Source organism: Flavobacterium haoranii (genome assembly GCF_009363055.1).
Taxonomy (GTDB): Bacteria; Bacteroidota; Bacteroidia; order Flavobacteriales; family Flavobacteriaceae; genus Flavobacterium; species Flavobacterium haoranii.
Window position 1 is genome coordinate 824,320 of record NZ_CP045292.1, and the last position, 26,449, is coordinate 850,768.

At 29.7% G+C, this 26,449-nt stretch carries 26 protein-coding genes; 9 read left to right on the forward strand and 17 right to left on the reverse strand.

The window, feature by feature from the left end:
- Positions 1 to 64 precede the first annotated feature (64 nt).
- Genes GCU34_RS04045 through GCU34_RS04055 form a run of 3 tightly spaced genes read left to right on the forward strand, consistent with a single transcriptional unit; the run spans position 65 to position 2,036 of the window.
- The gene (locus tag GCU34_RS04045) at positions 65 to 916 is read left to right on the forward strand and encodes a BadF/BadG/BcrA/BcrD ATPase family protein (protein ID WP_072783868.1); all 852 of its coding nucleotides are present in this window, start codon (positions 65 to 67) and stop codon (positions 914 to 916) included.
- A gap of 59 nt (positions 917 to 975) precedes the next feature.
- The gene (locus GCU34_RS04050) at positions 976 to 1,350 is read left to right on the forward strand and encodes a methylglyoxal synthase (RefSeq protein WP_072783866.1); all 375 of its coding nucleotides are present in this window, start codon (positions 976 to 978) and stop codon (positions 1,348 to 1,350) included.
- Between the two features lie 14 nt (positions 1,351 to 1,364).
- A complete protein-coding gene (locus GCU34_RS04055) occupies positions 1,365 to 2,036 on the forward strand; it encodes a DUF2461 domain-containing protein (protein WP_084656919.1) in 672 nt (223 codons plus the stop codon).
- On the opposite strand, the gene GCU34_RS04060 is transcribed toward GCU34_RS04055, so the two are convergent.
- The 7 genes from GCU34_RS04060 to GCU34_RS04085 form a co-directional block, all read right to left on the reverse strand.
- Complete coding sequence (locus GCU34_RS04060) at positions 2,033 to 2,431, reverse strand: glyoxalase (protein ID WP_072783863.1); 399 nt, start codon at positions 2,429 to 2,431, stop codon at positions 2,033 to 2,035. The genes GCU34_RS04055 and GCU34_RS04060 overlap by 4 nt on opposite strands.
- A gap of 94 nt (positions 2,432 to 2,525) precedes the next feature.
- Entirely contained in the window at positions 2,526 to 3,266 is a 741-nt protein-coding gene (locus GCU34_RS13815) for an OmpA family protein (protein ID WP_227658729.1), read from the reverse strand.
- 42 nt (positions 3,267 to 3,308) lie between these two features.
- The gene (locus GCU34_RS13820; RefSeq protein ID WP_227658730.1) at positions 3,309 to 3,785 is read right to left on the reverse strand and encodes a hypothetical protein; all 477 of its coding nucleotides are present in this window, start codon (positions 3,783 to 3,785) and stop codon (positions 3,309 to 3,311) included.
- 68 nt (positions 3,786 to 3,853) lie between these two features.
- Positions 3,854 to 5,092, reverse strand: a complete 1,239-nt coding sequence (locus tag GCU34_RS04070; RefSeq protein ID WP_072783861.1) for a mechanosensitive ion channel family protein — start codon at positions 5,090 to 5,092, stop codon at positions 3,854 to 3,856.
- Entirely contained in the window at positions 5,093 to 5,377 is a 285-nt protein-coding gene (locus GCU34_RS04075) for a DUF3817 domain-containing protein (protein ID WP_072783859.1), read from the reverse strand. It abuts the gene before it with no gap.
- Positions 5,374 to 5,982, reverse strand: coding sequence for a YqaA family protein (locus tag GCU34_RS04080; RefSeq protein ID WP_072783857.1), 609 nt, complete (start codon positions 5,980 to 5,982; stop codon positions 5,374 to 5,376). Before GCU34_RS04080 ends, GCU34_RS04075 begins: the two co-directional genes overlap by 4 nt.
- Before the next feature lie 120 nt (positions 5,983 to 6,102).
- Positions 6,103 to 6,480, reverse strand: a complete 378-nt coding sequence (locus GCU34_RS04085; RefSeq protein WP_072783855.1) for a hypothetical protein — start codon at positions 6,478 to 6,480, stop codon at positions 6,103 to 6,105.
- A 170-nt stretch (positions 6,481 to 6,650) separates the two neighbouring features.
- Between GCU34_RS04085 and GCU34_RS04090 the strand changes: the two genes are divergently transcribed.
- Both GCU34_RS04090 and GCU34_RS04095 read left to right on the forward strand, forming a co-directional pair.
- Complete coding sequence (locus tag GCU34_RS04090; RefSeq protein WP_072783853.1) at positions 6,651 to 8,570, forward strand: DUF294 nucleotidyltransferase-like domain-containing protein; 1,920 nt, start codon at positions 6,651 to 6,653, stop codon at positions 8,568 to 8,570.
- 3 nt (positions 8,571 to 8,573) lie between these two features.
- Entirely contained in the window at positions 8,574 to 9,176 is a 603-nt protein-coding gene (locus GCU34_RS04095; protein WP_072783851.1) for a 3'-5' exonuclease, read from the forward strand.
- A 387-nt stretch (positions 9,177 to 9,563) separates the two neighbouring features.
- Here GCU34_RS04095 and acs read toward each other — a convergent pair whose 3' ends face one another.
- From acs to GCU34_RS04140, 9 genes are all read right to left on the reverse strand, one after another.
- On the reverse strand, positions 9,564 to 11,471 hold the full coding sequence (acs, locus tag GCU34_RS04100) for an acetate--CoA ligase (protein ID WP_072783848.1): 1,908 nt from the start codon (positions 11,469 to 11,471) through the stop codon (positions 9,564 to 9,566).
- An 88-nt stretch (positions 11,472 to 11,559) separates the two neighbouring features.
- Positions 11,560 to 13,455 (reverse strand): acetate--CoA ligase, encoded by a 1,896-nt coding sequence (locus GCU34_RS04105; protein WP_072783846.1) that lies wholly within the window; start codon positions 13,453 to 13,455, stop codon positions 11,560 to 11,562.
- Between the two features lie 4 nt (positions 13,456 to 13,459).
- Positions 13,460 to 13,819 carry a response regulator transcription factor gene (locus GCU34_RS04110; RefSeq protein ID WP_072783844.1) on the reverse strand — a complete coding sequence of 120 codons (360 nt, stop codon included), beginning with the start codon at positions 13,817 to 13,819 and terminating at the stop codon, positions 13,460 to 13,462.
- Between the two features lie 19 nt (positions 13,820 to 13,838).
- A complete protein-coding gene (locus GCU34_RS04115) occupies positions 13,839 to 16,529 on the reverse strand; it encodes a sensor histidine kinase (RefSeq protein ID WP_072783842.1) in 2,691 nt (896 codons plus the stop codon).
- A complete protein-coding gene (locus tag GCU34_RS04120; RefSeq protein WP_072783840.1) occupies positions 16,522 to 16,716 on the reverse strand; it encodes a hypothetical protein in 195 nt (64 codons plus the stop codon). The genes GCU34_RS04115 and GCU34_RS04120 overlap by 8 nt, the downstream gene beginning before the upstream one ends.
- A 99-nt stretch (positions 16,717 to 16,815) precedes the next feature.
- Positions 16,816 to 18,570, reverse strand: a complete 1,755-nt coding sequence (locus GCU34_RS04125; protein WP_072783833.1) for a sodium:solute symporter family protein — start codon at positions 18,568 to 18,570, stop codon at positions 16,816 to 16,818.
- A 31-nt stretch (positions 18,571 to 18,601) separates the two neighbouring features.
- Complete coding sequence (locus GCU34_RS04130) at positions 18,602 to 18,862, reverse strand: DUF4212 domain-containing protein (protein ID WP_072783832.1); 261 nt, start codon at positions 18,860 to 18,862, stop codon at positions 18,602 to 18,604.
- A 23-nt stretch (positions 18,863 to 18,885) separates the two neighbouring features.
- Positions 18,886 to 20,124, reverse strand: coding sequence for a hypothetical protein (locus GCU34_RS04135; RefSeq protein WP_072783830.1), 1,239 nt, complete (start codon positions 20,122 to 20,124; stop codon positions 18,886 to 18,888).
- 110 nt (positions 20,125 to 20,234) lie between these two features.
- Positions 20,235 to 20,654: an IS1/IS1595 family N-terminal zinc-binding domain-containing protein gene (locus tag GCU34_RS04140; protein WP_072783828.1), complete on the reverse strand. Its 420-nt coding sequence runs from the start codon at positions 20,652 to 20,654 to the stop codon at positions 20,235 to 20,237.
- 328 nt (positions 20,655 to 20,982) lie between these two features.
- On the opposite strand from GCU34_RS04140, the gene GCU34_RS04145 reads away from it, so the two are divergent.
- Positions 20,983 to 21,774 carry a fibronectin type III-like domain-contianing protein gene (locus GCU34_RS04145; RefSeq protein WP_072783826.1) on the forward strand — a complete coding sequence of 264 codons (792 nt, stop codon included), beginning with the start codon at positions 20,983 to 20,985 and terminating at the stop codon, positions 21,772 to 21,774.
- Between the two features lie 34 nt (positions 21,775 to 21,808).
- Here GCU34_RS04145 and GCU34_RS04150 read toward each other — a convergent pair whose 3' ends face one another.
- Positions 21,809 to 23,785: an alpha-ketoacid dehydrogenase subunit alpha/beta gene (locus GCU34_RS04150; RefSeq protein WP_072783825.1), complete on the reverse strand. Its 1,977-nt coding sequence runs from the start codon at positions 23,783 to 23,785 to the stop codon at positions 21,809 to 21,811.
- 176 nt (positions 23,786 to 23,961) lie between these two features.
- Here GCU34_RS04150 and GCU34_RS04155 point away from each other — a divergent pair, with 176 nt between their 5' ends.
- The 3 genes from GCU34_RS04155 (at position 23,962) to GCU34_RS04165 (ending at position 26,275) form a co-directional block, all read left to right on the forward strand.
- A complete protein-coding gene (locus GCU34_RS04155; RefSeq protein WP_072783823.1) occupies positions 23,962 to 24,915 on the forward strand; it encodes an isopenicillin N synthase family dioxygenase in 954 nt (317 codons plus the stop codon).
- A gap of 76 nt (positions 24,916 to 24,991) precedes the next feature.
- Positions 24,992 to 25,324, forward strand: a complete 333-nt coding sequence (locus GCU34_RS04160) for a translation initiation factor (protein WP_072783821.1) — start codon at positions 24,992 to 24,994, stop codon at positions 25,322 to 25,324.
- A gap of 84 nt (positions 25,325 to 25,408) precedes the next feature.
- Positions 25,409 to 26,275, forward strand: a complete 867-nt coding sequence (locus tag GCU34_RS04165; RefSeq protein WP_072783819.1) for a nucleoside phosphorylase — start codon at positions 25,409 to 25,411, stop codon at positions 26,273 to 26,275.
- Positions 26,276 to 26,449: the final 174 nt, after the last annotated feature.

The window sequence follows — 26,449 nt, forward strand, 5'->3', positions numbered from 1 at the left end:
GACAAGTATCCTCAAATAATTTTATTAGTTATTTGAGGATTTTTTATAACTAACCCTAAGTAAAATGAAATTACTTGTAGATAGCGGATCAACTAAAGCAGATTGGATTGCCATAAACGATGAAGGTAAAGTTTTATTTACTACTCAGTCACTAGGTTTAAATCCTGAGGTTTTAACTAAAGATGAAGTAATAAAAAGATTAAACGATAAGTTTGATATTTCTCATAATAAAAATAAAGCAAACAATTTATTCTTTTATGGTGCTGGTTGTGGCACTGATAGAATGAAAGATTTTTTAACAAATATCTTTAAAGAATACTTTGTAAATGCTACGGTTTCAGTAAATGAAGACACTTATGCAGCAGTTTACGCAACAACTCCAAAAAATACAGAAGCAATTGTTTGTATTCTAGGAACTGGTTCAAATTGTAGCTTTTTTGACGGAAAAGTTTTGCATCAAAAAGTACAATCATTAGGTTATATTGCTATGGATGATGCCAGTGGTAATCGTTTTGGACGTCATTTATTAAGAGGTTATTTTTTTAATAAAATGCCCGAAGATTTAGCAAAAGAATTTGAAACTGAATTTAATGTTGATGCTGATTTTGTTAAAAATAAATTATATAAAGAACCAAATCCAAATGCCTACTTAGCAACTTTTGCAAAGTTTTTAATTAGACATAAAGATTCAGAATTTTGTCAAGCAATTATCAAAAAGGAAATGGAATCTTTTGTTGAAAATTATATAAAACAGTTTGATAATTACAAAGATGTTCCGGTTCATTTCATCGGCTCTATAGCATTTTATTTGAAAGATGAACTAGAAATTATCTTAAGCAATCATGGAATAAAGATTGGTAATGTTTTAAGGAGACCAATTGACGGATTAATTGAATATCACGTTTTAAACAAATAAGTAAATTAAATCCCGATTTTTTAATCGGGATTTTTTATATTTAGACATAACTAATTTTTATGGAAAAATTTGAATTAGCAATTATTGCACACGACGGAAAAAAAGCCGAAATGGTTCAGTTTATTAATAAAAATAAACATTTGTTAATTAAAGAAAATATCAAAATTATAGCAACAGGAACGACTGGAGGTAAAGTAGAAAAAATAGGAATTAAAGTTAAAAAATTACTTTCTGGTCCACTTGGTGGCGATGCACAAATTGCAGCTAGAGTAGCAGAAGGCAAAACAAAAATGGTTCTATTTTTCAAAGATCCAGGTTCTAGCCATCCGCACGAACCCGATATTAATATGTTGATTAGAATTTGTGACGTGCACAACGTACCGCTTGCTACTAATGAAGCAACGGCACAATTATTATTAAATGCATTATTTTAATTTGTAACTTTAAAATAAAAATGATAACTCAGGATATTTTTGATTTTTTAAAGAATTTAAAAGAAAACAATAATAAAGATTGGTTTACAATTAATAAACCTACTTTTGAAAATGTACAAAAAAAGGCAAAGGAGTTTTTTAATGAAATTGGTTTTGAACTAGGAAAAGTAGATAGCATCGAAAAAGTAAATGTTTTTAGAATTTACCGCGATGTTCGTTTTTCTAAAGATAAAACTCCTTATAAATCTCATTTTAGCGCCGATTATAGAAGAACAAAACCTATGTTGCGTGGAGGTTATTATTTACACATAGAAAATAATAACAGTTTTATTGGTGGTGGATTTTGGGATCCAAATAAAGAGGATTTATTGAGAATTAGAAAAGAGTTAGAAATTGATGCTTCTGAATTTAGAGAGATTATCAATTCTCAAGTGTTTAAAAATTTCTTTGGAGAATTAAAAGGAGAGGAGTTAGTAACAGCTCCAAAAGGATTTGATAAAACCCATCCGGATATTGATTTGATTAAGAAAAAACAGTATTTAGTAATGAGAAGTTTTACAAATAAAGAAGTTTTATCTAAAGATTTTCCAAAAGAGATTTTAGCTACTTTTGCAGCGATGCGACCATTCTTTGATTATATGAGTGCTGTCTTAACAACAGATCTTAACGGAGAAAGTTTGTATTAAAAAATTTCTTCAAAAAGTTGTATTTGACTTTTTAAGCGTTCTATTAATAAATTCATCATTCTTTTATTTAAGTTTGATGAATTTAGAATATATTCTTTGTATTCTGAAATAGTAAACATTCCAATAATAATTCCTTTCAAAGAATTTCTGAACTTTATATCGCGCTGAATTGAATTTTCGATATACTGCATTTTCTTTTCTGGCGATAAACTAAAAAAAACTCCTTTTTGTTTAGTTGCATAATTTTTAAAAACCTCAATAAACAAATCGTTTTGAAATTTTAAAATAGGACGCAAAGTTTGATTTTGGAATTTTTCTTCAAGCGTAGAAGTTTCAAAAACATCTCCAATAGATTCACCACGAATTTCTAAAATTGCTTCATCTTTAGTTTTCATAGCAGTAGCATTTTGATTTACTTAAAGTTAGAAAAAAAATAACCCCTGATTGCTCAGAGGTTATAAAAGTTATTAAGAATTAATTGTTAATATATTAATTCAATTTGAAAGTTACTCTTCTAACTAATTTTCTAGCAGCTTCAGATTTTACATCAACTGAGTTATCTTCACCTTGTGGTTTAATAACCATTCTGTTAGCGTCAATACCAGCTTTAACAATTATAGCTTTAACTGCTTCAGCACGAGCACCAGATAAATTTTTGTTATAATCTGAATCACCAATTTCATCAGCATAACCTACAACATCAACTGATTTTCCATTGTTTGATTTTAAGTAATTAACAATAAAGTTAATAGCTCCGTAAGATGAATTTGTAGGTTGTGTTGAATTGAAATCGAAATAAACATTTACATAACCACCATTGATAATTTCTTCTAAAGAAGTACCTTCAGCAACATTATTTCCTTTCATTTTGTTGATATAATCTTCAATTTGATCTGGAACTCCATTTTTATTTAAATCGATTCCTCTACCTTTAGTATCAACATCAATACCAGCCATAGTGTTTGGTTCAACATCTAAATAATCTGGCACACCATCACGGTCTGTATCATTTAACATAACTTCAAGATCAGCAACTCTTTTTTCTAAAGCAGCATATCTTTCAGCGTCTTTATCAACAACATACCAATCTGCATGAGTTTTGTTTTTACCTAAATAAATAGAAAGTCCTAATGAGAAGTTATATAACGTACTGTTAAAACCTCTATCTTCTTTTACAGCAGGATCTTCATAACCATCAAATGTATATTGTTGGTTAACATTGTTAATCATTGAAAAATCTGCGTTTAGGGCAACGCGATTAGAAATTTTATATTAAGCAGTTAAACCTAAAATAAAATTTGTCATATCGTCATTTCCATCAAAATTATCATTTGTCATAAATGAAAATCCTAAACCAGAATGAGCTTGAAGGTTTAATCTTTGTGTCCAATCTTCGAAACTTAAAACTCTACCTAAATTTACAACTCCTTGTAAACTTGAACGGTAGTATTTTCCATCAAAGCTATTTGATTCTGATTTATTTTTGAAAGAATCTAAACCAAAATCTAATTTTAAACCGAATTTATTGTTAAACATGTATCTAACACCTAAATCTCCATGAATAAAGTTTGTGTTAGAAGCATAGTAATTAACCGAAAATGGAGCAGTTGGTTTGCTTAATCCAGCGTTAACGTCAATTGACCATTTGTTATAGTTTCCATTTTCTGATGAATTCTCAGTATACTCTTGTGCATTAACAGTACAAGTGGTTAAAGCAACTAATGAAAAAACTTTAAGTAATTGTTTCATTTTATAGTTTTTATAATTTTTAGCGAAAATAGACAAATTGTTTCAAACCAAAAAAAAACCTAAAAATGTTAATTATTTTTACCAAATGTTGATATTTCGTTAATTTCTAAATCGAAATATTGTACTGAAGCAATAACATGATCAAAAATATCCGCCATAATGTGTTCGTAGTTTTCCCATACTTTATCTTTAGAAAAACAATAGATTTCTAATGGAATTCCCATTTCTGTAGGTTGTAAATGACGAACCATTATCATCATATCTTTATTAATTCCAGGATGTGATACTATGTATTGGTTTATACATTTTCTGAATAGTCCCAGATTAGTTAAGTTTCTTCCATTAACGATAACCGATTTATCAATATTATTATTCTCGTTGAATTTATTAATATCAGCTTGTCTATGTTCTATATAGGATGAAATATGTTGAATTGATTTAAAATAATCTAATTCTTCGTCTTTTATGAATCGTACAGTACTCGATTTTATAAGAATATGACGTTTAATTCTTCTACCATCAGAATTTAACATTCCTCTCCAATTCTTGAAACTATCTGAGATTAAACTATATGTTGGAATGGTGGTAGTTGTGTTATCGAAATTTCTAACTTTTACAGTTGCTAAGTTAATTTCAATAACATCTCCGTCTGCGCCAAATTTTTCCATAGTGATCCAATCTCCAATTCGAACCATATCATTAACAGATACAGAAATACTGGCTACAAACCCTAAAATAGTATCTCTAAATATTAAGATGATAATAGCTGAAATAGAACCAAAAGCTGTTAAAAAGGTAACTTTTTCTATGTTAAATAATATAGAAATAAATGAAAACACACCAAACATCCACAGTAAAATCATAATTACCTGAATATAACTGTCGATTGGTTTATCGCTAAATCTTGGTTTTTCCTTTAAGTAATCTTTTAAAGCATTAAAAACACTTCGAATTATCCAAAGCGAAAGTAAAATGATATAAATTTTAATTCCTTTCTCAAAGAAACTTTCCCATTTAGTAAAATCGGTTAAGATTACTGGGACAGTTTTATAAATAAATAGTAATGGAATTAAATGGGCAATGTATTTGGCTGTTTTATTGGCTATTAAAAAATCATCGAAAGTAGATTTTGTTTTTGCAGCAACAATTGCCAAAATTATAATTAAAACTTTTTTAAAAATATAATCTAATATATAAGCAATAATAACTAAAATGATAATATTAATCAATAAATTAACATAAGCGGAAGTCGTTTCACCTACGCCTAAATCAACAAGTAATTTATCTGCCCAATTAAATAATTTCATCTAAACTTCTTTTAAATATTTCTTTTCTACATAAAAAGTACCAAATGGAAGTACTGAAGATATGCAAATGATAAAATACTTTTTAAAATTCCAATTTAATTCAAATTTCAATAAAGTAGCTAAAGCAATATATAATAAGAATAAAATTCCGTGTGTAATTCCAATAGGAAATAATAAAGTTTTATATAATTCTAAATTCAAATTTTTGGTAACCAACATATTTGAAAATAATACTAATAAAGATACACCTTCTAATAAGGCAACAATTTTAAAAATTTTTATCATGATAAAGCAGAATAAATGGCATATCCATAAATAACAAAACGCAAGAATCGTAATGAAGCAAATAAAAAGAAATAACGCTCCGAAAATCTAATCATTCCGGCTGCCAAGCATGCCATAGCAAAAGGTAATGGTAAAAGAGCTCCTACAGCAATAAGTAAGCCTCCCCATTTTTGCATATTTTGAATATGCTTAGTCATTCTTCCTTCTAAATAGTTATTTATTTTAGGTATTAACAATAAGGTTCTACCAAAATAATATGAAAATACTCCGCCTGAAAATGATAAAAATGCCAAGAAAGTTAAATAGAGTAGAGGTGATTCAGAATTTTTGGTCCAAGCAATAAATATATCTGGAGGCAATAAACCTAAGAAACTTTCTGAAATTAAAAAAACTGTAAAAATTAAGGTGTCACTTAAATTATTTGTAATATAAAGTAACATATCATTAATACTCATTACTCTATAATTTATAAACAACAACACTGCTATAAATAATAAAATAGGTAACAAAGCTTTTTTAGTATTTTCCCAAATAAATCTATAGAAACCAGTATATTTATAATACTGATGTAATAAACGTAATTTAGATTTTTTATGTTTTTGCATTTCTAATTTTTATTATGAGCGTAAAAATAAAGACTTCTAATGGAGTATTACGTTAAATTATAGATAAAAAAATCGGCCATAGACCGATTTTTTTATAATATTATGTAAAATAGAAAAATATTAGAATGCTAAGAAAGCTTCGTTGTAAGCTTTAATGTCAAGCACATTATTTTTCTTACTTAAGTCTGTTAATAACGATAAATAGTATTCTAAACTTTCAATATCGTTTGATTCTGAGAATCTTGAAATTTCTTCTTGAGTTTCTTCTTCTGATTCGTTTTCCTCAATATCTGCAGGAATTGAAATTAAAAATGCTTTATTGTTTTCTAAATGCTCATAAGCCAAACGTAAAGATTTTGTTACTGTAGGAAGATTTTCTTGCATAGAAATTTCTCTAACTTTTTTTAAATCTTCAACAATTTCAGAAACATCAAATTTGTCTTGTAATAAATTCTTCTGAATTTTCTCAATTAATTTAATTGCATTTTTATTTTCCATCTGTGTTATTTTAATTGGGTTCGCAAAAATAGTTATTTTTCTAATGTGTTCAAACTTAATTATGTCTTAATTACAGTAATATTTATATTTGAATTATAATATACATTATGTAAAATAGAAAATTTTATTGTATTCATTTTTCTTGTATATTTACTAAAAGTTATTCATATATGAAAAACCCTATTGCAGAACGTATTGCAGATTTTTTAAAGCAATTTCATCCGTTTAAAGAATTGAAGTATGAAGATATTCTTAATGTCGCAAAAAATTGTTCAGTTATTTATTTAGAAAAAAATCAAATACTTTTTAACGTTAATGATAAGACACATAGTGATTTCTATGTGGTTGCAAATGGTGCTATAGGATTATCTGTAACATCTGACACGGATGATATATTAATTGACAAGTGTGATGAAGGTGATATTTTAGGATTACGACCGTTTTTTGCAAAAGATAATTATTTAATGACTGCAAAAGCTCGTGAAGAAAGTGTTGTTTATGCAATTCCAATAGAAACATTTAAACCAATTGCAATGCAAAATACTGATGTATTAGACTTTTTATTACAGAGTTTTGCATCAAATACTAGAAATCCTCTTGATAAGAACAACAAAGGAAAATTAATTTCTGAGAATGTAATTTATGATGATGCTTCTAACGAAATTCAATTTTTTCAACCTATAAATTATACTAAAAATCCAGTTACGGCTTCACCACACGACATTGTTAAATTTGTTGCCCAAACTATGTCTTCTAGAAAAATTGGTAGTATTATTATTCAAGAAAAAAAACTTCCTGTAGGAATTGTAACCGATAAAGATTTACGATCTAAAATTGCAACTGGTTTATTTTCAATAGACACTCCAATTCATAAAATAATGTCTTCTCCCGTTATTACAGTTCCTGAAAATCTTTCAATTGCTGAAGCACAAATAAGTATGTTAAAGAATAATGTAGGTCATTTATGCGTAACAAGAGATGGAAGCAATCAATCGGAATTAACTGGAATTATTTCGGAGCACGACGTAGTTGTAGCACAAGCTAATAATCCTGGAGTATTAATAAAAGAAACCAAAAGAGCCGAAAAAACAGATGATTTAGTTGTTGTTAGACGAAAACTAACTGATTTAATTCAGAATTCTATAGATAAAAACATTCCAATAAATCATATTTGTTCTATAACTGGAGAAATTAATAATGCCATTATAAAAAAATGTATTGATTTATCTATTGAAAAAATTGGAACTCCTCCTCCAGCCCAATTTGCATGGTTTAATATTGGAAGTCAAGGGCGAAAAGAACAATTACTTTTAACTGATCAGGACAATGCTATTGTTTTTGAGGATGTGGAAGATGATCGATATGACGAAGTAAAAAAATACTTTTTAGATTTAGCTCAAAAAGTAACCAAAAAACTAAATAAAATTGGTTACGATTACTGCCCAGCAGAAATGATGGCTAGTAATCCACTTTGGTGTAAATCGTTAAGTGATTGGAAAAATCAATTTAAAGGATGGATACAAACTCCGGGAGAAAAAGGAATTTTAATGTGTACTATTTTCTTTGACTATGATTTTGTTTATGGTGAAGAAACTTTAATAAATGAAATATCAAATGTAGTTTTTGGCGAAACAGAGAAAAATGATTTATTCTTTGCTTATTTAGGAGCTGATGCTTTAAAAAATCCAGCACCACTAGGATTCTTTAGACAATTTTTAGTAGAAAATGATGGCGAACACAAAGACACTTTTGATATTAAAGCTAGAGGTTTGGTTCCATTAATTGATGCGGCACGATTGTTAGCTATTCAATGCGGAATTAGACATAATGACAATACTGCTTATCGCTTTATGAAATTAGCCGAAAAAGAACCTCAAAATGCGGCAATATTTGAAGCTTGTGCAGAAGCTTTTTTAGAACTTTTAAAGTTTAGAACCGAAGAAGGATTACGAAATAGTTCAAATGGTAGGTATTTGAATTTAAGTGAGTTATCAAAATTAGATAAAGTAAAACTTAAAAATGCTTTTCAACCCATTTCTGAGATTCAAGAGATTATAAAAAATCGTTTTCAATTAACTTATTTTACGTAATATATGAGTTGGAATTGGTTTAAAAAAATAGCAAAAGAACAGCCTAAATTTTGGGAAAATTATTTAGCTTCTTTTGAGAAATCTGAAGGTTCAAATAGATATGTTGTATTCGATTGTGAAACTACTGGATTAGATATTAAATCGGATCGCATACTTTCTATTGGTGCTGTTGCCATTGAAAATAACAAGATTTTAGTAAGTTCTACATTTTCACTTTTTGTTAAACAAGATATTTTTAAGCCAGAAACGGTTTCAATTCATGGAATTTTAAAAGAAGGCGAAGAAAAAGTAGTTGAAGCGGAAGCTGTGATTCAATTTTTAGAATTTATAAAAAATGCCACTTTGGTTGGACACCATATCAATTTTGATATTGAAATGATTAATCAAGCTTTAAAGCGATTAGATTTAAGAAAATTAAAAAATCAATACATGGATACTGATATTATGTTTCAAAAATACAAACATTATCCAAGTGAACAACACTCTTCTTTAGACGAATTGTGTGATGAATTTAAAGTTAGAAAATCAGATAGACACACTGCAACTGGAGATGCATTTATTACAGCTTTAATCTTTTTAAAACTAAAGAAAAAGCTATCTATTTAAATGAAAATCAAAATTTTATTATTAATTTCTTTCTTATTTTGTTTTCTAGAATGGGGAAACAATAAAGCTGCTTTTATATTTGAAATCATCTATACCATTTTTATTGAAAAGTTATCAGTAGGAAATTTTTTTCACCCAATTATTTTCTTAAGTTTTATTTCAATTCTTATAATTCTAACTAGTTTATTTGCTAATATTAATATTAAACTTGAAAAAATAACTGTAATTTTTTTAACGTTATTGGTTTTATTTTTCTTATTAATAGGTTTATTATCAATTCGTTATAAGATCATTATTTCAACTCTGCCGTTTTTATATTTTTCAAATTTGTATTTTAAACAACTTAGAAATCAAAAAAAAATGCTTTCAAATTGAAAGCATTTTTTTTTATAATTTTCCATCTTTAATTTCATCAACTATTTCTGGATTTAATAAGGTAGAAATATCTCCAAAATTACTAAAGTCGCCTTCCGCAATTTTTCTTAAAATTCTACGCATAATTTTTCCAGAACGAGTTTTAGGTAATCCATTTACAAATTGAATTTTATCTAATTTAGCAATAGGTCCTATTTGATCAGAAATTAATTGATTAATCTCTTTTCTTAAATTGTCTTGGTTACGAGATTCTCCAGTTTCTTTCAAGATTACATAACCATATAATGCATTTCCTTTAACATCGTGAGGGAAACCTACAATTGCACTTTCTGCAACTGCTTGGTGTTCATTAATTGCATCTTCAATTGGAGCAGTTCCTAAATTATGTCCAGAAACAATAATAACGTCATCTACTCTACCTGTAATTCTGTAATAACCAACTTCGTCACGTAAGGCACCATCACCAGTGAAATATTTTCCTGGGAAAGCTGAGAAATAAGTTTCTTTATAACGTTGATGATCTCCCCAAATTGTTCTAGCCATTGATGGCCAAGGGAATTTAATACATAAACTACCAGTCACTTGATTTCCTTCAATTTCATTACGTAATTCATCCATTAAAACTGGTTGAATTCCCGGTAATGGTAAAGAAGCATAAGTTGGTTTTGTTGGTGTTACAAAAGGAATTGGAGAAATCATAATTCCACCTGTTTCAGTTTGCCACCAAGTATCAACTAACGGACAACGTTTTCCACCTACATGGTCGTTGTACCAATGCCAAGCTTCTTCGTTGATTGGTTCCCCTACAGACCCAATAACTTTTAATGAACTTAATGGGAATTTTTGAACATAATCTAAACTTTCTTTTGCTAAAGCTCTAATTGCTGTTGGAGCAGTATAGAATTGGTTCACTTTATGTTTTTCAATTACTTCCCAAAAACGACTAAAATCTGGATAAGAAGGAACACCTTCAAAAATAACAGTTGTTGCACCGTTTAAAAGCGGTCCGTATAAAATATAAGAATGTCCTGTAATCCAACCAATATCAGCAGTACACCAATACACATCTTCTTCTTCATAATTGAAAACATTTTTAAATGTGTAAGCGGTATAAACCATATAACCAGCAGTTGTATGCAACATACCTTTTGGCTTACCTGTTGATCCTGAAGTATATAAGATAAATAATGGATCTTCAGCATCCATAACAACAGCTACATGATTATCAAGTGCTTTATCTAAAAGAGGTTGTAACCACAAATCACGACCTTCTTTCATTGCTACAGCTTCATTTGTTCTTTTAGCTACTAAAACTTTTTCAACACAAGGACATTTTTCTAAAGCTTCATCAACAATTCCTTTTAAATCGATTGTTTTATTACCTCTATAACTTCCATCTGATGTGATTACCATTTTAGCTTCACAGTCATTAACTCTTGCTGCAACAGCCGAAGCAGAGAAACCTGCAAAAACAACTGAGTGAACTGCACCAATTCTAGCACAAGCTAAAACAGCATAAGCTAGTTCTGGCACCATTGGCAAATAAATACAAACTCTATCACCTTTTTTAATACCTTGTTCCTGTAAAACATTAGCCATTTTAGAAACCTCTTTATATAACTGATTATAAGTTATATGTTGTGCAGGCTCATCTGGATTATTGGGTTCAAAAATGATAGCTGTTTTATCACCTCTTTTATTTAAATGTCTGTCGATACAATTTTTAGTAATATTAACTTTTGCATTTAAAAACCACTTAAATTCTGCTTGTTCAAAATCAAATTCAAAAACCTTATCCCATTTTTGATACCAAGTAAAATTTTCATCAGCAATTCGATCCCAGAATTTTCTAGGTTCTCTTACCGACTTTTTATACATTTTAAAATAATTTTCTAAATCTTTTATTTTATAATAACTCATAATTTTTCTGTTAGTTTGTAAATGTAAATATACGTATTCTAGGATTTTTAAAATAAAATTTTGAGATTTTATCGCTAAATTAATATAGTTATTTAAACGAACCTATTTTATGTTCCTTAACGACTTCTACAATTTCATCAATAATCGCCACATCGTCTATTGTAGAAGGAATTTGATACTCTACTCCATCAATAATTTGACGTAAAAGCTTTCTTAAAATTTTACCCGAACGTGTTTTTGGTAATCTTTGTACCAAAACAACATTTTTTAAACTTGCAACAGCACCAATTTGTTCTCTTACTAAATGAACAATTTCATATTCTAATTGAAAACTTACTATAGAGTCTCCAGACTTAACAACAACTAAAGCTAATGGAATTTGTCCTTTTAATTCATCGTTAATTCCAACCACTGCACATTCTGCAACAGAATGATGTGAAGAAACTATTTCCTCCATTTCAGCAGTAGATAAACGATGTCCAGCAACATTTATAACATCATCCACTCGACCAGTAATATAAATGTAACCATCCTCATCTTTATATCCTCCATCTCCTGAAAAATAATATCCTGGAAACTTATTCAAATATCCTGCTTTAAAACGTTCATTATCTTTCCAAAGATCCATTAAAGTTCCTGGAGGTAAAGGTAATTTTATCACTACATAACCTTCTTCTCCTGCTGGTAATTCTTCTCCATTCTCACTAAATATTTGAATATCATAACCACAAACACTTTTTCCAGCAGAACCTGGTTTTACGGGTAGTTGCTCTACTCCTATCATGTTTGCAATCATTGGCCAACCCGATTCCGTTTGCCACCAATGGTCAATTGCAGGAACAGGAATATGCTTTGTATACCAGTCTAAAGTTGCCACATCACAACGTTCTCCTGCTAAGAATTGAGTTCTTAAGCAGCTTAAATCATATTGTTTAATAAAATCACCATTTGGATCTTCTTTTTTAATAGCTCTAATGGCTGTTGGCGCAGTAAACATAGTAGCCACTTTATGTTCTGCTATAACTCTCCAAAAAGTTGAAGCATCTGGAGTTCTTATAGGTTTACCTTCAAATACTAAAGTTGTATTTCTATTAATTAGCGGTCCGTAAGCAATATAACTGTGACCAACAACCCAACCTACATCTGAAGCTGCCCAAAAGACTTCACCCGGTTTTGCATTGTAAATATATTCCATTGAGAATTTTAACGCAGTAGCATATCCGCCAGTATCGCGTACAATACCTTTTGGTTTTCCAGTAGTTCCAGAAGTATATAAAATATAACTAGGATGAGTTGATTTTAATGGAACACAAGCAGCTTCTTCCGAACCATAAACCAAAGCATGATAATCCACATCATATTTTTTAAAAGGAACTCTAGCTCCTAACTTTCTGTTTAAAACAACAACTTTCTTAGGTTTATGTTCAGCTAGTTCTAAAGCTTCATCAACCAATGGTTTATAAGCAATTAATCGGTCTATTTCAATTCCTGATGATGCCGTTAAAATAACTCTTGGTTTACAATCGTCGATTCTTATTGCTAATTCGTGAGGCGCAAATCCACCAAAAACTACTGAATGTGTCACTCCAATTCTTGCACAAGCTAACATGGCAAACGTAGCTTCAGGAATCATTGGCATGTAAATTACAGAAGTATCTCCTTTTTTTAGTCCTAGTGATAATAAACCACCTGCTAATTTGGCAACTTCTTCTTTAACTTGGTTAAAAGTGTACTTCTTAATCGTTTGCGTAACTGGAGAATCATATATAATGGCGATTTCATCTCCATATCCATCTTGAATATGTTTATCTAAAGCTAAATAGCATAAATTTAATTCTCCATCTTTAAACCAAACAGGATAATCGTTATCGTCTTTTGATAGAATAGTTGAAGGTTTTGAAAACCAATCTAATTTATTAGCTTCGGTTTCCCAAAACTTAGCTGGATTAGAAATACTTTCTTGGTAAAAAACTTTATAATTCATTTTTTTATAGTAATTCGTTAACTTTTTCTACTAACTTCTTAATCGAAAAGGGCTTTGTTAAATAAGCACTTGCACCTAAATCGAGACCTTTTTGAATGTCTGATTCTTTGTTTTTTGCTGAAAGGAAAATAACCTTACAATTTTCTAATTTTGGATCTTTTTTAATTGTTTCAATTGTTGCATATCCATCAACATAAGGCATCATTACGTCCAATATAATAATATCAGGCACTTCCGTTTCTAAAATATCTAATGCTTCTTGACCATCTCTAGCTATGAATACTTCGAAATTATTTTTTCTAAAAGTATATTCAAGCGACATTATTATATTTGGTTCATCATCTACAATTAAAATCTTTTTCATTTGACTTTTTTATTGGCTTTTATAATTTGTTTTTTGGTAAAGTAAAGGTAAAACAAGCTCCTGAATTAATGTTGTTTTCGGCCCAAATTTTCCCTTTGTGTATATCTATAATTTGTTTACAAATTGCTAATCCTAGACCACTTCCTATTGGTTTTTTAATATTTTGATTATCAGATTGATAAAACTTATCGAAAATGTTATCAAAATCATTTGGATTAATACCTTTTCCATTATCTAAAATACTCACATGAATAAAATCTTCTTTATCCGTTAAGTTGATAGCAATAATTCCTTCGTTTTCTGGACAAAACTTAATAGCATTTGAAATTAAATTTGTTACAACTTGTACAATTCTATCTGAATCAAAATAAGCATTCACTATTTTATTAGAATTGAAATGAACTGTAATATTTTTCTTTTTTATGAGCTGTTCCAAAGGTTCAATTGTATCTTCTATTACAGCTACTAAATTGTGTATTTCAGGATTAATTTTTTGTTTTCCAGTTTCAAGTTTTTCTAAATCTAGGATTTTATCAATCAATCTATTTAATCTATCCGACTCAGAAATTATATTTTGTAAAAACTGTTTTTTTAATTCTTCAGGAATTTCATCATCATCATATAAAATTTCGCTAGCAGCTCTAATTGCTGTAATTGGAGTTCTTAATTCGTGTGTTACAGTATCTAAGAAATCGTCTTTTTGTTTGTCTTTTTTTACTAAACTAACATTTGCTATTTGAAGTTCAGATGTTATTTTTTTAAGCTCATTTGAAGTATCGGTTAATTTTTTATTTAAAACAATATTTTCATTAGATTCTTCAAGGATTTTTAAAACTTCAGGTAATGTAATTTTCTCTTCTTTTACAACACTAGAAATCAAAATTTTAGCAGAAGCAGTTCCAATATGTCCTGTTAACAAATTTTCAGCAAATTTTACCAAACGTGCATCGGCCATTTCTTCGCTTACATCTACATTATATTTTGTATTAAAAATTGCCATGGCTCTTTTTGTACGCTCCTCGCCTAAAAATTTTACCAATACTTTTTCAATATCACTTCTATATGCAGTTCCTCTCCATACATAAGCATTTTCATGATTATTACTGTATTTATCAACATCAATATACATTTCGGCATAATTTCTTTCTCTATAATTTCCTTTAAAACTTACCGACAAAGAAATATAAGTCAGTGTATTAAATAATAAACTCCAAAAGAACGCTTGTGGTATAGGTTGTAAATAATCTAATCCAAATAATTGAAAAGGTTTTAATAACTCAATTCCAAATAATCCTTTAGATATAAATTCGTTCATGTTATTTGTTAAACCTAAAGCGTAAGGAATTAATAAAGTGTAAACACAAACTAAAAATCCGATTATAATTCCGCCAGTAGCTCCAAGTTTAGATCCTCTTCTCCAAAATAAAGCTCCAAAAAACGAAGGTGCTAATTGTGAAATGATTACAAATGAAACCAATCCAATAGATACTAGATTATAATCAAGTGCAAAAAACCTGTAAATGAAATAAGCTAAAATAATTAATACAAAGATTCCAACTTTTCTAATGTTTACAATTCGTTTACTATTTACCGATTGATCTACTTCTTTTAATTTTCCTAAAAAAGTATACGGAATTAAAACATTGTTACTCAACATAGTAGATAAACTAATACTAGAAATCACAATCATTGAAATTGCTGCTGAAAATCCACCTAAGAAAACAATTATTGTAATTAATTCATTATTGAAATATTGTGGAATTAAAAGCGAATAAGTATCTGGATTTACGTCTTGATTTTCAAATAAAACATTTCCTCCCCAAGCAATTGGAAATACGAATAAATTAAAAACTAATAAATATAACGGAAACAACCACAGAGCCGTTTTTAAATGTCTTTCTCTATTATTTTCGATAATTGATGTATGAAATTGTCTTGGTAATAAGAAAATTGCAAACAACGAAGTCATGCATAAAAAGAACCAATTCATTGCGTTTTCAGTACTTCCTATACTATTTCTTTGTTCGAAATATTCAAATTTTGATGCTTGATTGTAAATATCTTCAAAACCATCAAATACAAAATAAGTTACATAAATTCCTATAACAACAAAGAACAATAATTTCAATATACTTTCTAAAGCTACTGCGGTAATTACACCTTTTCTTTTTTCGGAAGCATCAACATATTTTGTTCCGTAGTAAGAAGCAAATAAAGCCAATGCTACAGCTACATAAGTTGTAGTGTCATAGATAATTAAAGAATTTTGATGTGTTTTGGTAACAATATGAAATGTTTCAGAAATAGCTTTTAACTGTAAAGCAATATATGGTAAAATAGCTGCTAGTGAAACTAAAGTTACAACAGCCCCTAAAAATCTACTATTTCCATAACGTAATGAAATAAAATCGGCAATACTTGAAATATTATTTAATCTAGAAATTCTAATGATTTTTCTTAGAATAATAATCCAAGCGGGAATTATGATAATTGGCCCAACATAAATAGGAAGATAATTTAATCCTGATTTTGCAGCAACACCAATACTTCCATAATAGGTCCAAGCGGTACAATAAACTGCTAATGATAATGAATAAACATAAGAATTGTTTGTCCATCTAATATTATCCTTTTTTTCTGCCCAATGTGCAATGAAAAAGAGAATTGCTAAATAAACTAATAAAATTACAATTACACCAATACTACTCATAATAACGCTTTACAATAATAAATGAAAGAATTATAGAAATTGCCCAAATACCAAATAAATAAACATAAATAATAGGCAAACCAAACAAGCTTGATTGATTATCAAACAACAACAAAATAGGAAGATTAAAAGCCAATAGTAAAAAAACTGACAATACTACAAGTTTTTGTTGATGACGCTTTTTCATTTTATTAATATTACTTTTTAAAAGTACTTATTTTATTTAAAATTAGAAAAATCCCTACAAAAAATGTAGGGATTAATTAAACTAAACCAATTAAACAAATTAATGTGCAACTGCTTCACCAGCTCCAGATGGAATTCTGATGTGCTCCACAATATCTTGAACTTCAGCTGGAGGAGCTGGAGTAAATTTACTTACTGTAAATGCCACTATAAAGTTTACTACCATAGCCACACTACCAAATCCTTCTGGAGAAATACCAAACCACCAGCTTTCTTTTAAGCCGTCAACAGCATCTTTACCTCCATCAAACATACCAAATTTGAATTTTAACATGTAGAATAACATTAATAACAATCCTACAACCATTCCAGAAACAGCACCTTCTTTATTCATTCGTTTTGAGAAAATACCTAAAATAATTGCTGGGAAGAAAGATGCAGCAGCTAAACCAAAAGCTAATGCAACAACCGCAGCCACAAATCCAGGAGGGTTAATTCCAAAGTAACCAGCAATTACAACCGCTACAGCAGCAGCTCCACGTGCAGTCCATAATTCTCCTTTTTCAGAAATATTAGGATTGATCATTTTCTTAATTAAATCATGAGAAACTGAAGCAGAAATTACTAATAATAAACCAGCAGCAGTAGATAAAGCAGCAGCTAAAGCACCAGCAGCAACTAAAGCAATAACCCAGTTTGGCAATTTAGCAATCTCTGGATTTGCTAATACCATAATATCATTATCAATTTTTAACTCACTTCCTTTTAAACCTTGAGCTTCTGCATTTGCTAAGAAAGCTTCATCTTTAGATTTATCGTTGTAATATTGGATTTTTCCATCACCGTTTTTATCTTCATAAGTTAACAATCCAGTTTTTTCCCAGTTTGTAAACCAAGCTGGCATATCTGCATAGTTTTTATCATTAACAGTATCAATTAAATTTGCTTTTGCAAAAACAGCAACCGCTGGAGCAGTAGTATATAAAATTGCAATTAATAATAAAGCCCAACCTGCTGATTTACGAGCATCTTTTACTTTTTTAACTGTAAAGAAACGAACAATTACGTGCGGTAAACCTGCAGTACCAACCATTAAAGCTAAAGTAATAGCGAAAACATCAATTATCTTTTTAGAACCATCAGTATATTCAGCAAATCCTAATTCAGTTTGTAAACCGTTTAATTTATCAAGTAAATAAACATCTCCTCCAGAAACTGTTCCTCCCATACCTAATTGAGGAATTGGATTTCCTGTCATTTGAATTGAAATGAAAATTGCAGGAACCATGAAAGCAAAAATTAATACACAATATTGTGCTACTTGAGTATATGTAATACCTTTCATTCCACCTAAAACCGCATAGAATAAAACGATAACCATACCAATGATAACACCTGTGTTAATATCTACTTCTAAGAATCTAGAAAATACAACTCCTACTCCACGCATTTGACCTGCTACATAAGTAAAAGATACAACTAATGCACAAATAACCACAACTGAACGAGCCGTTTTAGAGTAATATCTTTCTCCAATAAAATCTGGCACCGTAAATTTTCCAAATTTTCTTAAATAAGGTGCTAATAATAAGGCTAATAACACATAACCACCAGTCCATCCCATTAAATAAACAGCTCCATCATAACCAGCAAAAGAAATAATACCAGCCATTGAGATAAACGAAGCAGCACTCATCCAATCGGCAGCGGTTGCCATACCGTTTGCTAATGGAGAAACTCCACCACCAGCAACATAAAATTCTTTTGTAGAACCAGCTCTAGACCAAATTGCGATACCAATGTATAGAGCGAATGTAATTCCTACGATTAAATATGTCCAAATTTGTACATCCATGATTTTTAAAATTTAAGTTTTTGATTGATTATTATTCGTCGTAACCATATTTTTTATCCAATTTGTTCATCAATCGAACGTAAACAAAAATCAGGATAACAAATACATAAATTGAACCTTGTTGAGCAAACCAAAATCCTAATGGAAATCCACCTAGTTTAATGGCATTTAAGGCATCTTTGAAAAGGATTCCTGCGCCATAAGACACTGCGAACCAAATACTCAATAAAATCAGAAGGTATCTTAGATTTTCCTTCCAATAAGCCGTAGCTTTTTCTTGATTGTTACTCATAATTTATATAATTAGTTAGTTTGTTATAGATAAATCATTGCTTGAAGAGTTACAGTTCCTACTGCATCAGCTTCTCCATATTTTAAATTTTGATATTCTAATGATAATTTAGAATGATGTCCTTTTAAGAAAACATTTCCACCAATACCAAATTGAGTAGCGTTATCATCTATAGCATCAATTTGTCTGTTTGCGAATGAAACATATGGCTGAAATTTAGTTGGTTTAGCAGAAGGAATCACATATCCTACATGACCATATAGAATTGAACCTGTTTCGTAAGTTGTTCCTAAAACAAAATCTTTACCATAGTTAGAATTTTGGTACATAGCATAAGCAGTAATAGCACTACCACTTCCTAGAGGAGCATCATAAAATGCATCAACAGCGAATATTGAAACATTTTCTCCACTTAAATTTCCAGTAGCATCTGCAACAACAGAACCATTTGGATGAGCAAAAAATCCAGCACCAATATTAAATACTTTTTTATCTCCTAAATAAGTTCCCACTTTGTAGGGTAAAAACATACTTTCTTGATCTAAAAAGTTATATTCGAAATAACCTGCAAAAGTTTTTCCTGCTTTTTTACTTCCTAATAATCTTCTTCCTGTGTAAGTAGCAGGTCCGTCTGCTGCTGGCACAGCACTTGCAGATAAATTATTTGTTAAAGCATCATTGATTGAAACTCTATATTGAAATTTTCCAAAAGAACCTTTTGCAAAAACACCCACCGGACGCGCAAATTGATCTGCTAAACCTAAAGTTGCCCAACCTTGACGGAAATTATCTAAGGTTAAAATATTTAAAGTACTGCTATTATTTAGACGTGAAATCCCGTTCCAATAATGTAAACCTCCACCAATTGAATGCTTATTTGTTTTGCCTAAGTTATATTGTACGTAAGCATCATGCATAAAAAGTTGCGACTTTTCACCAGTACCTGTTGGACTTAGACCGTCTGCATTTAAACTGTTTAATCCAAAATGGGTAACGATTAAAAATTTAGGACTAATTTGAGAGTATAGTAAAACCCTTGCTCTACGAACACTAAAATCTATTTCAGATTGCTCATTACCATTCGCATCTAAGGGTTTATCTCCGTTATATTGTGCCCAAACTTGAGCCCAAGAAATGATTCTAAAATACTTTGAACCATCTTCATTAATGTTTACTTTAAGCCCACCCGCATAATCTGGTGAACCTTGTCCTAATGCTATAGCAGAAGCAAATAGTCCAGTTAATAATAAAAGTTTTCTCATAATATATAGTTTGGTTAAATTTTTGACTATTTCGTTATTTAGTCATAGCCAAATTCTATATTTATGATGAAGAAAAAAAAATGATATATATATCTGTAAACTAAATATAGTTAATCTTTAAAACGCTCCCATTTTATCAGCATAAACTTGTCTCCGAGCTCAGTAATAATCATACCTGCTCCAGATAATTGATCTTTATTTTTTAAGTATTCTACCAATTCATTGTGTTTGAAAATTTTATATGTTGGATGATAACTTGGATGTGGTGGTCGTTTAATTTTAAACTCTTTTACCCAGTTACTTACAGAAACATGAGAAACTCCGATAATTCTTTCAATTTCTCTATAACTTAATCCTTCTAAATAAAGCTGTAAAGCCTTAATTACATAGTAATCATCTATCTTTTTACCTAGTTTATTTACGGTAAAATAATAATTGCAAGATTTACATAAATAACGCTGTCTATCTTTGATTACACCACTTTTTACTATGTTGATGTTTTGGCATTTAGGGCATGAAATTTCGTCCATATATATAATTTTTGCATAAATATACTAATTTTGCAAATACAATTATCAAAATCATTAAAAATTTTATCTAAAAAACACTATTCATAAAAAAAAACATCAATTTTTACATAAAATTAATTTTTAATCTAAATTGTCAAATATCTGCAAAATCAACACACATACATGATTATAATATTCAAATTTTGTACAAACAATTAAATTCATATTCTTTTTCTGACATTTTTATCAACCAATACATTACCTAATTGTTAGTTTCAATCAGATAATTTCATAAAAAGTCAACTTTAATATAATTTTACCTTTTTTGTATATTTACTTAAAAAATACTTTGAAAAGAATTACCTACATCTGTTTATATTTCGTTTTACATACAATCGTTTCTATTTCAAGCGAGCTCCCACCTATTGTAAAGTTTAGTCCGTCGCAATATAATGCTGGTAATCAAAATTGGATGATTACTCAGGATAATAAAAACTTCATGTTTTTTGCGAACAACAATGGCTTATTAGAATATAATGGTTCCGAATGGACAACTTATACTTCTCCTAATGAAACCATTATTCGTTCAGTTAAAGCAGTCGATGACAAAATATATACAGGTTGTTATATGGAGTTTGGTTATTGGAAACGAAAAGCAGATAATAGTCTAAAATATTATTCATTGAGTCAAAAAATCAAAAGTAAAATACTTGATGACGAACAATTTTGGAACATTTTAAACTATGAGAATTGGATCATCTTTCAATCTTTAAATCAAATTTTTATTTACAATACTGAAAAAGATAATTTCAGAATTGTTACACCAAAAAAAAGTATTACAAAAGCCTTTTTAGCAAATGAAACCGTTTATTTTCAAGTATATAATGAAGGATTATATGAAGTTAATAATGGTAATTCAAAATTAGTTTGCTCTATTATACGACCAATAAAAGAACTTCGAGATTTTAAAATGGTAGAATTAAATCCTAATGAAACTAAAGTAGTTACTTTTAAAATCAATAAAGAAACTATAGGATTCTATAACAATAATTTAGATTGGATTGTAGAACCTGGAGCATTTAATCTTTTTATAGGTGGAAGTTCCGATAAAACTCTTCAAACAAAATTTAGTTATGAATAACAAAAAAGGCATTCTTACGAATGCCTTTTTTGTTTTAATATGCTAGTAAATCTTTCAACTCTTTTTCAAAACGTTGTTTCGGTAAATATTGATCTTCCAATGCTTTTACAAATGGAATAGCTGTTTCAATACTTCCTACACGCTTAACTGGAGCGTCTAAATATTCAAAACAATTTTCCATAATCATAGAGGAAATATCACTTGCAACACTTCCAAATAATGTATCCTCAGTTAATATAATTACTTTATTCGTTTTCTTAACCGAATTGAAAATAGTTTCCCAATCCATTGGTTGTAAAGTTCTTAAGTCAATCAAATCAGCAGAAATCTCTGGATTTTTATTTAATGTATCTAGAGCCCAATGAACTCCAGCTCCAAATGAAATAACCGTTACTTGATTTCCTTCTTTAATTAAAGATGCCTTCCCTAATGGTAAAGTGTAATAATCTTTAGGAACATCTTGATAAATACTTCTATACAATTGTTTATGTTCGAAGAATAAAACCGGATTTGGATCATTAATTGCTGTATTCAATAAACCTTTAGCATCATAAGGAAATGCTGGATAAACTACTTTTAAACCTGGTGTTTTGGTAAACCAAGCTTCATTAGTTTGAGAATGGAAAGGCCCCGCTTGTGTTCCTCCACCGCAAGGCATACGAACTACAACATCAGACTTTTCTCCCCAACGGTATTTTTGTTTGGCTAATAAATTCACAATTGGATTGAATCCTGTAGAAACGAAATCTGCAAATTGCATTTCCATAACCGCTTTGTGTCCATTAATTGACAATCCATTTGCTGCGGATACAACTGCGCTTTCACAAATTGGCGTATTGCGAACGCGTTCTTTACCAAACGCATCAACAAAACCTTCCGTTATTTTGAAAGCTCCACCATATTCTGCAATATCTTGTCCCATGATAACTAAGTTTTCATGGCGCTCCATAGATTGTTTTAAACCTTGTGAAATGGCATCAATCACACGTATATTTTCAATTTCATTAGAAGGAGTAACTTCTTGATATTGAAATTCTTCATACATATCATTTAACTCTTCAGTTAAATCAGCAACAATATCCGATTGTGCTAGTGTAATAGCCCAATTTTCATTGATTTCATTCTTAAATTCTTCTCTAATTTGAGCGTCTTGATCTTCCGTTAATACCGAAGTTCGTAACAAGAAATCTTTATAATTTTCAATTGGATCTTTCTTTGCCCATTCGTCCATTAATTCCTGTGGAACATATTTTGTTCCACTCGCCTCTTCATGACCACGCATTCTGAAGGTTTTGAATTCTAATAAAATCGGACGTGGATTTTCAATCATTGAAGCTTTTAATTCTTCCATTTTAGTGAATACTTCTAAAATGTTATTTCCATCAATAATATGACTTTCCATTCCGTAGCCAACACCTTTATCAGCTAAATTTTCACAACGATATTGTTCGTTTGTTGGAGTTGATAATCCGTAACCATTGTTTTCAATTACAAAGAAAACAGGTAATTCCCAAACTGCTGCAATATTTAATGCTTCATGGAAATCTCCTTCCGAAGTTGCTCCTTCACCAGTAAAAACAGCTGTAACCTTATTATTTTTCTTTAATTTATTGGCCAATGCAATTCCGTCTGCAATTCCCATTTGTGGACCCAAATGCGAAATCATTCCAATTATCTTAAATTCTTGCGTACCGAAGTGAAAACTTCTATCACGACCTTTAGTAAAACCTTCTTTTTTACCTTGCCATTGCGAAAATAAACGATGTAATGGAATTTCACGTGTAGTAAAAACTCCTAAATTACGGTGCATCGGTAAAATATATTCATCTTTATCTAAAGCTGAAGTAATACCAACTGAAATAGCTTCCTGACCAATACCTGAAAACCATTTAGAAACCTTACCTTGACGAAGTAAAATCAGCATTTTTTCTTCTATCATTCTTGGTTTCAATAACTTTTTATATAAATCTAATAATTGCTCGTTTGTTAAGCTTTTTCTATCAAAGTTCATTTTGGTTAAAATTTGAGCTCAAAAGTAGTAAAAATAACATTTTGAAAAGTTCATGTTATAAATTTATTCATCGAATAATAAATAATTTAACAATTACTAAATCGATTTCAAAAAAATAACTATTTTTGTTAGTTGTTACTTATTTTAGTAACGATATAATTTTACTTATTTATAGAATGCAAACAATACCTAGTGTAGACTTGCGTGATTTCCTATCGGATGATCCGGTACGCAAACAAAAATTTGTAAATGAAATCGGTAAAGCTTACGAAGAAATTGGCTTCGTAGCATTAAAAGGTCATTTCCTAGATGACGAATTAGTTGATGAATTGTACTCTGAAGTACGCAATTTCTTCAACTTACCTTTAGAGGTTAAAGAAAAATATGAAATCCCTGGTATTGGCGGACAAAGAGGTTATGTTTCTTTTGGTAAAGAACATGCTAAAGGTCGTTCTGCAGGTGATTTAAAAGAATTCTGGCATTTTGGTCAGTATGTTTCTGAAGGTTCAAAATGGGCTGGAGAATATCCTGATAATGTAGATGTTACTGAATTACCAAAATTTAATACTGTTGGTAAAGAAGCATATCAAATGCTTGAAAAAACTGGTCAGTATGTTTTAAGAGCTTTAGCACTTTATGTTGGTTTAAATGAATTTTATTTTGACCAATACATTAAAGATGGTAACTCTATTTTAAGACCAATTCACTATCCTCCTATTACTGAAGAACCAAAAGAAGGAGCTGTTCGTGCTGCTGCTCATGGTGATATCAACTTGATTACTCTTTTAATGGGAGCACAAGGAAAAGGACTTCAAGTTCAAAACCATGCAGGAGAATGGATTGATGCCATTGCACAACCAGATGAATTAATGATTAACGTTGGGGATATGTTATCAAGACATACTAACAATAAATTAAAATCAACAATTCACCAAGTGGTTAATCCTCCTAGGGAATTATGGGGAACATCTCGATATTCTATTCCTTTCTTTATGCATCCAGTGAGTGATATGAGTTTAAATTGCTTACCTCAATGTATAGATGAAAATAATCCGAAATTATATGAAGACATAACTGCTGGTGAATTTTTACACGAGCGTTTAGTGGAATTAGGATTAATCAAGAAATAATTTTTTCAAATCATATTAAATTCCAAATTCCAATTTACTTTGGGATTTGGAATTTTTACTTTTAGTACCTTTACTTATGGATTTACAAGATCAATTAAAAAAGCTTTTCCCTGATCATCAGCCTTCTAATGAACCTGAAGAAGTTGATGAAAAAGAACATGAATTATTCGTTCAAAAGGAACCAATGATTTGTAAGTACGAAAAACGAAAAGGAAAACCCACTACCATAATTTCAGGCTATGAAGGTGAAGATGAAGATTTTAAACTTCTTGCTAAAGAAATAAAAAGTAAATTAGCTGTTGGTGGTAGTTTTAAAGATGGCGAAATTATAATACAAGGTGATTATCGCGATAAAATTATGAAAATTTTGCAAGACAAAGGATTCAAAACCAAAAGAGTTGGAGGATAAATTAATTAAAAATTAACAATGGACAATTGATAATTCTAATGCAATTATCAATTGTTAATTATTCATTATCAATTAAAAATACAAATGATTAAAGATTCAGAATTAATATTAAACCCAGATGGTAGTGTTTATCATATCAATTTAAAACCAGGACAAATTGCAAATGATGTCATTTTCGTAGGTGATCAAAATCGTGTTGAAAAAATTACAAAACATTTTGATTCTATTGAGTTTACTACACAAAAACGTGAATTTAAAACACAAACTGGAATTTATAAAGGAAAAAGAATTACAGTAATGTCTACAGGAATTGGTCCTGACAACATTGATATTGTAATGAATGAATTAGACGCATTAGTAAATGTAGATTTAATTACAAGAACCGTTAAACCAGAATTAACATCGTTAAATATTGTTCGTATTGGAACTTCAGGTTCTTTACAAGCCGATATTCCAGTTGATAGTTTTGTAATGAGTCAATTTGGTTTAGGATTAGACAATATGTTGAGATCTTATTTAATTGATGAAGTTTCTGAAACTGAAATTGAAGATGCTTTTATTTCTCAAACTAATTGGGATTTAAGAAAAGGGCGTCCGTATGTAATTGCTGGAAGTAAAACTTTAGAAAAAAGATTAGAAAGCAATAAAATTTTCAAAGGATTTACAGGAACTGCTGGCGGTTTTTATGGACCACAAGGAAGAGTTGTTCGCTTAGGAATTCAAGATCCAAATTTGAATAACAAAATGGATAGTTTTAATTTCAATGGAACTAGAATGACAAACCTAGAAATGGAAACTGGAGCTATTTATGGCTTAGGAAAACTTTTAGGTCATGAATGTTTATCGATGAATGCTATTATTGCAAATAGAGCGACGGGTAATTTTAGTGCAGATCCTTATGCTGTAGTAGATAGTTTAATTGAATATACGCTAAACAAATTAGCTGAGTAACTTTCATTCAGAACAAATTGAGGAATCTCCTAATTATGAGACTTCTCGACTTCGCTCGAAGTGACAAAAAAACATAAAATGAATAGCAATTAAAAAAGAATACGTTTGGAATAATAGAATTCCTTGTGTTTAGTATACGTCCAAATAAATTATAAAAATCAAAAGCTTAAAGCA

Excerpts from the sequence above, each read along its gene's own strand:
- GCU34_RS04095 (WP_072783851.1), top strand. The coding sequence starts at position 8,574 with ATGAGTTGGAATTGGTTTAAAAAAATAGCAAAAGAACAGCCTAAATTT.
- GCU34_RS04110 (WP_072783844.1), bottom strand. The coding sequence starts at position 13,819 with ATGAAAAAGATTTTAATTGTAGATGATGAACCAAATATAATAATGTCG.
- GCU34_RS04165 (WP_072783819.1), top strand. The coding sequence starts at position 25,409 with ATGATTAAAGATTCAGAATTAATATTAAACCCAGATGGTAGTGTTTAT.
- GCU34_RS04050 (WP_072783866.1), top strand. The coding sequence starts at position 976 with ATGGAAAAATTTGAATTAGCAATTATTGCACACGACGGAAAAAAAGCC.
- acs (WP_072783848.1), bottom strand. The coding sequence starts at position 11,471 with ATGAGTTATTATAAAATAAAAGATTTAGAAAATTATTTTAAAATGTAT.
- GCU34_RS04045 (WP_072783868.1), top strand. The coding sequence starts at position 65 with ATGAAATTACTTGTAGATAGCGGATCAACTAAAGCAGATTGGATTGCC.
- GCU34_RS04135 (WP_072783830.1), bottom strand. The coding sequence starts at position 20,124 with ATGAGAAAACTTTTATTATTAACTGGACTATTTGCTTCTGCTATAGCA.
- GCU34_RS04070 (WP_072783861.1), bottom strand. The coding sequence starts at position 5,092 with ATGAAATTATTTAATTGGGCAGATAAATTACTTGTTGATTTAGGCGTA.
- GCU34_RS04080 (WP_072783857.1), bottom strand. The coding sequence starts at position 5,982 with ATGCAAAAACATAAAAAATCTAAATTACGTTTATTACATCAGTATTAT.
- GCU34_RS04155 (WP_072783823.1), top strand. The coding sequence starts at position 23,962 with ATGCAAACAATACCTAGTGTAGACTTGCGTGATTTCCTATCGGATGAT.
- GCU34_RS04150 (WP_072783825.1), bottom strand. The coding sequence starts at position 23,785 with ATGAACTTTGATAGAAAAAGCTTAACAAACGAGCAATTATTAGATTTA.
- GCU34_RS13815 (WP_227658729.1), bottom strand. The coding sequence starts at position 3,266 with ATGATTAACAATGTTAACCAACAATATACATTTGATGGTTATGAAGAT.
- GCU34_RS04125 (WP_072783833.1), bottom strand. The coding sequence starts at position 18,570 with ATGGATGTACAAATTTGGACATATTTAATCGTAGGAATTACATTCGCT.
- GCU34_RS04090 (WP_072783853.1), top strand. The coding sequence starts at position 6,651 with ATGAAAAACCCTATTGCAGAACGTATTGCAGATTTTTTAAAGCAATTT.
- GCU34_RS04105 (WP_072783846.1), bottom strand. The coding sequence starts at position 13,455 with ATGAATTATAAAGTTTTTTACCAAGAAAGTATTTCTAATCCAGCTAAG.
- GCU34_RS04120 (WP_072783840.1), bottom strand. The coding sequence starts at position 16,716 with ATGAAAAAGCGTCATCAACAAAAACTTGTAGTATTGTCAGTTTTTTTA.
- GCU34_RS04160 (WP_072783821.1), top strand. The coding sequence starts at position 24,992 with ATGGATTTACAAGATCAATTAAAAAAGCTTTTCCCTGATCATCAGCCT.
- GCU34_RS04085 (WP_072783855.1), bottom strand. The coding sequence starts at position 6,480 with ATGGAAAATAAAAATGCAATTAAATTAATTGAGAAAATTCAGAAGAAT.
- GCU34_RS13820 (WP_227658730.1), bottom strand. The coding sequence starts at position 3,785 with ATGAAACAATTACTTAAAGTTTTTTCATTAGTTGCTTTAACCACTTGT.
- GCU34_RS04075 (WP_072783859.1), bottom strand. The coding sequence starts at position 5,377 with ATGATAAAAATTTTTAAAATTGTTGCCTTATTAGAAGGTGTATCTTTA.
- GCU34_RS04060 (WP_072783863.1), bottom strand. The coding sequence starts at position 2,431 with ATGAAAACTAAAGATGAAGCAATTTTAGAAATTCGTGGTGAATCTATT.
- GCU34_RS04140 (WP_072783828.1), bottom strand. The coding sequence starts at position 20,654 with ATGGACGAAATTTCATGCCCTAAATGCCAAAACATCAACATAGTAAAA.
- GCU34_RS04130 (WP_072783832.1), bottom strand. The coding sequence starts at position 18,862 with ATGAGTAACAATCAAGAAAAAGCTACGGCTTATTGGAAGGAAAATCTA.
- GCU34_RS04115 (WP_072783842.1), bottom strand. The coding sequence starts at position 16,529 with ATGAGTAGTATTGGTGTAATTGTAATTTTATTAGTTTATTTAGCAATT.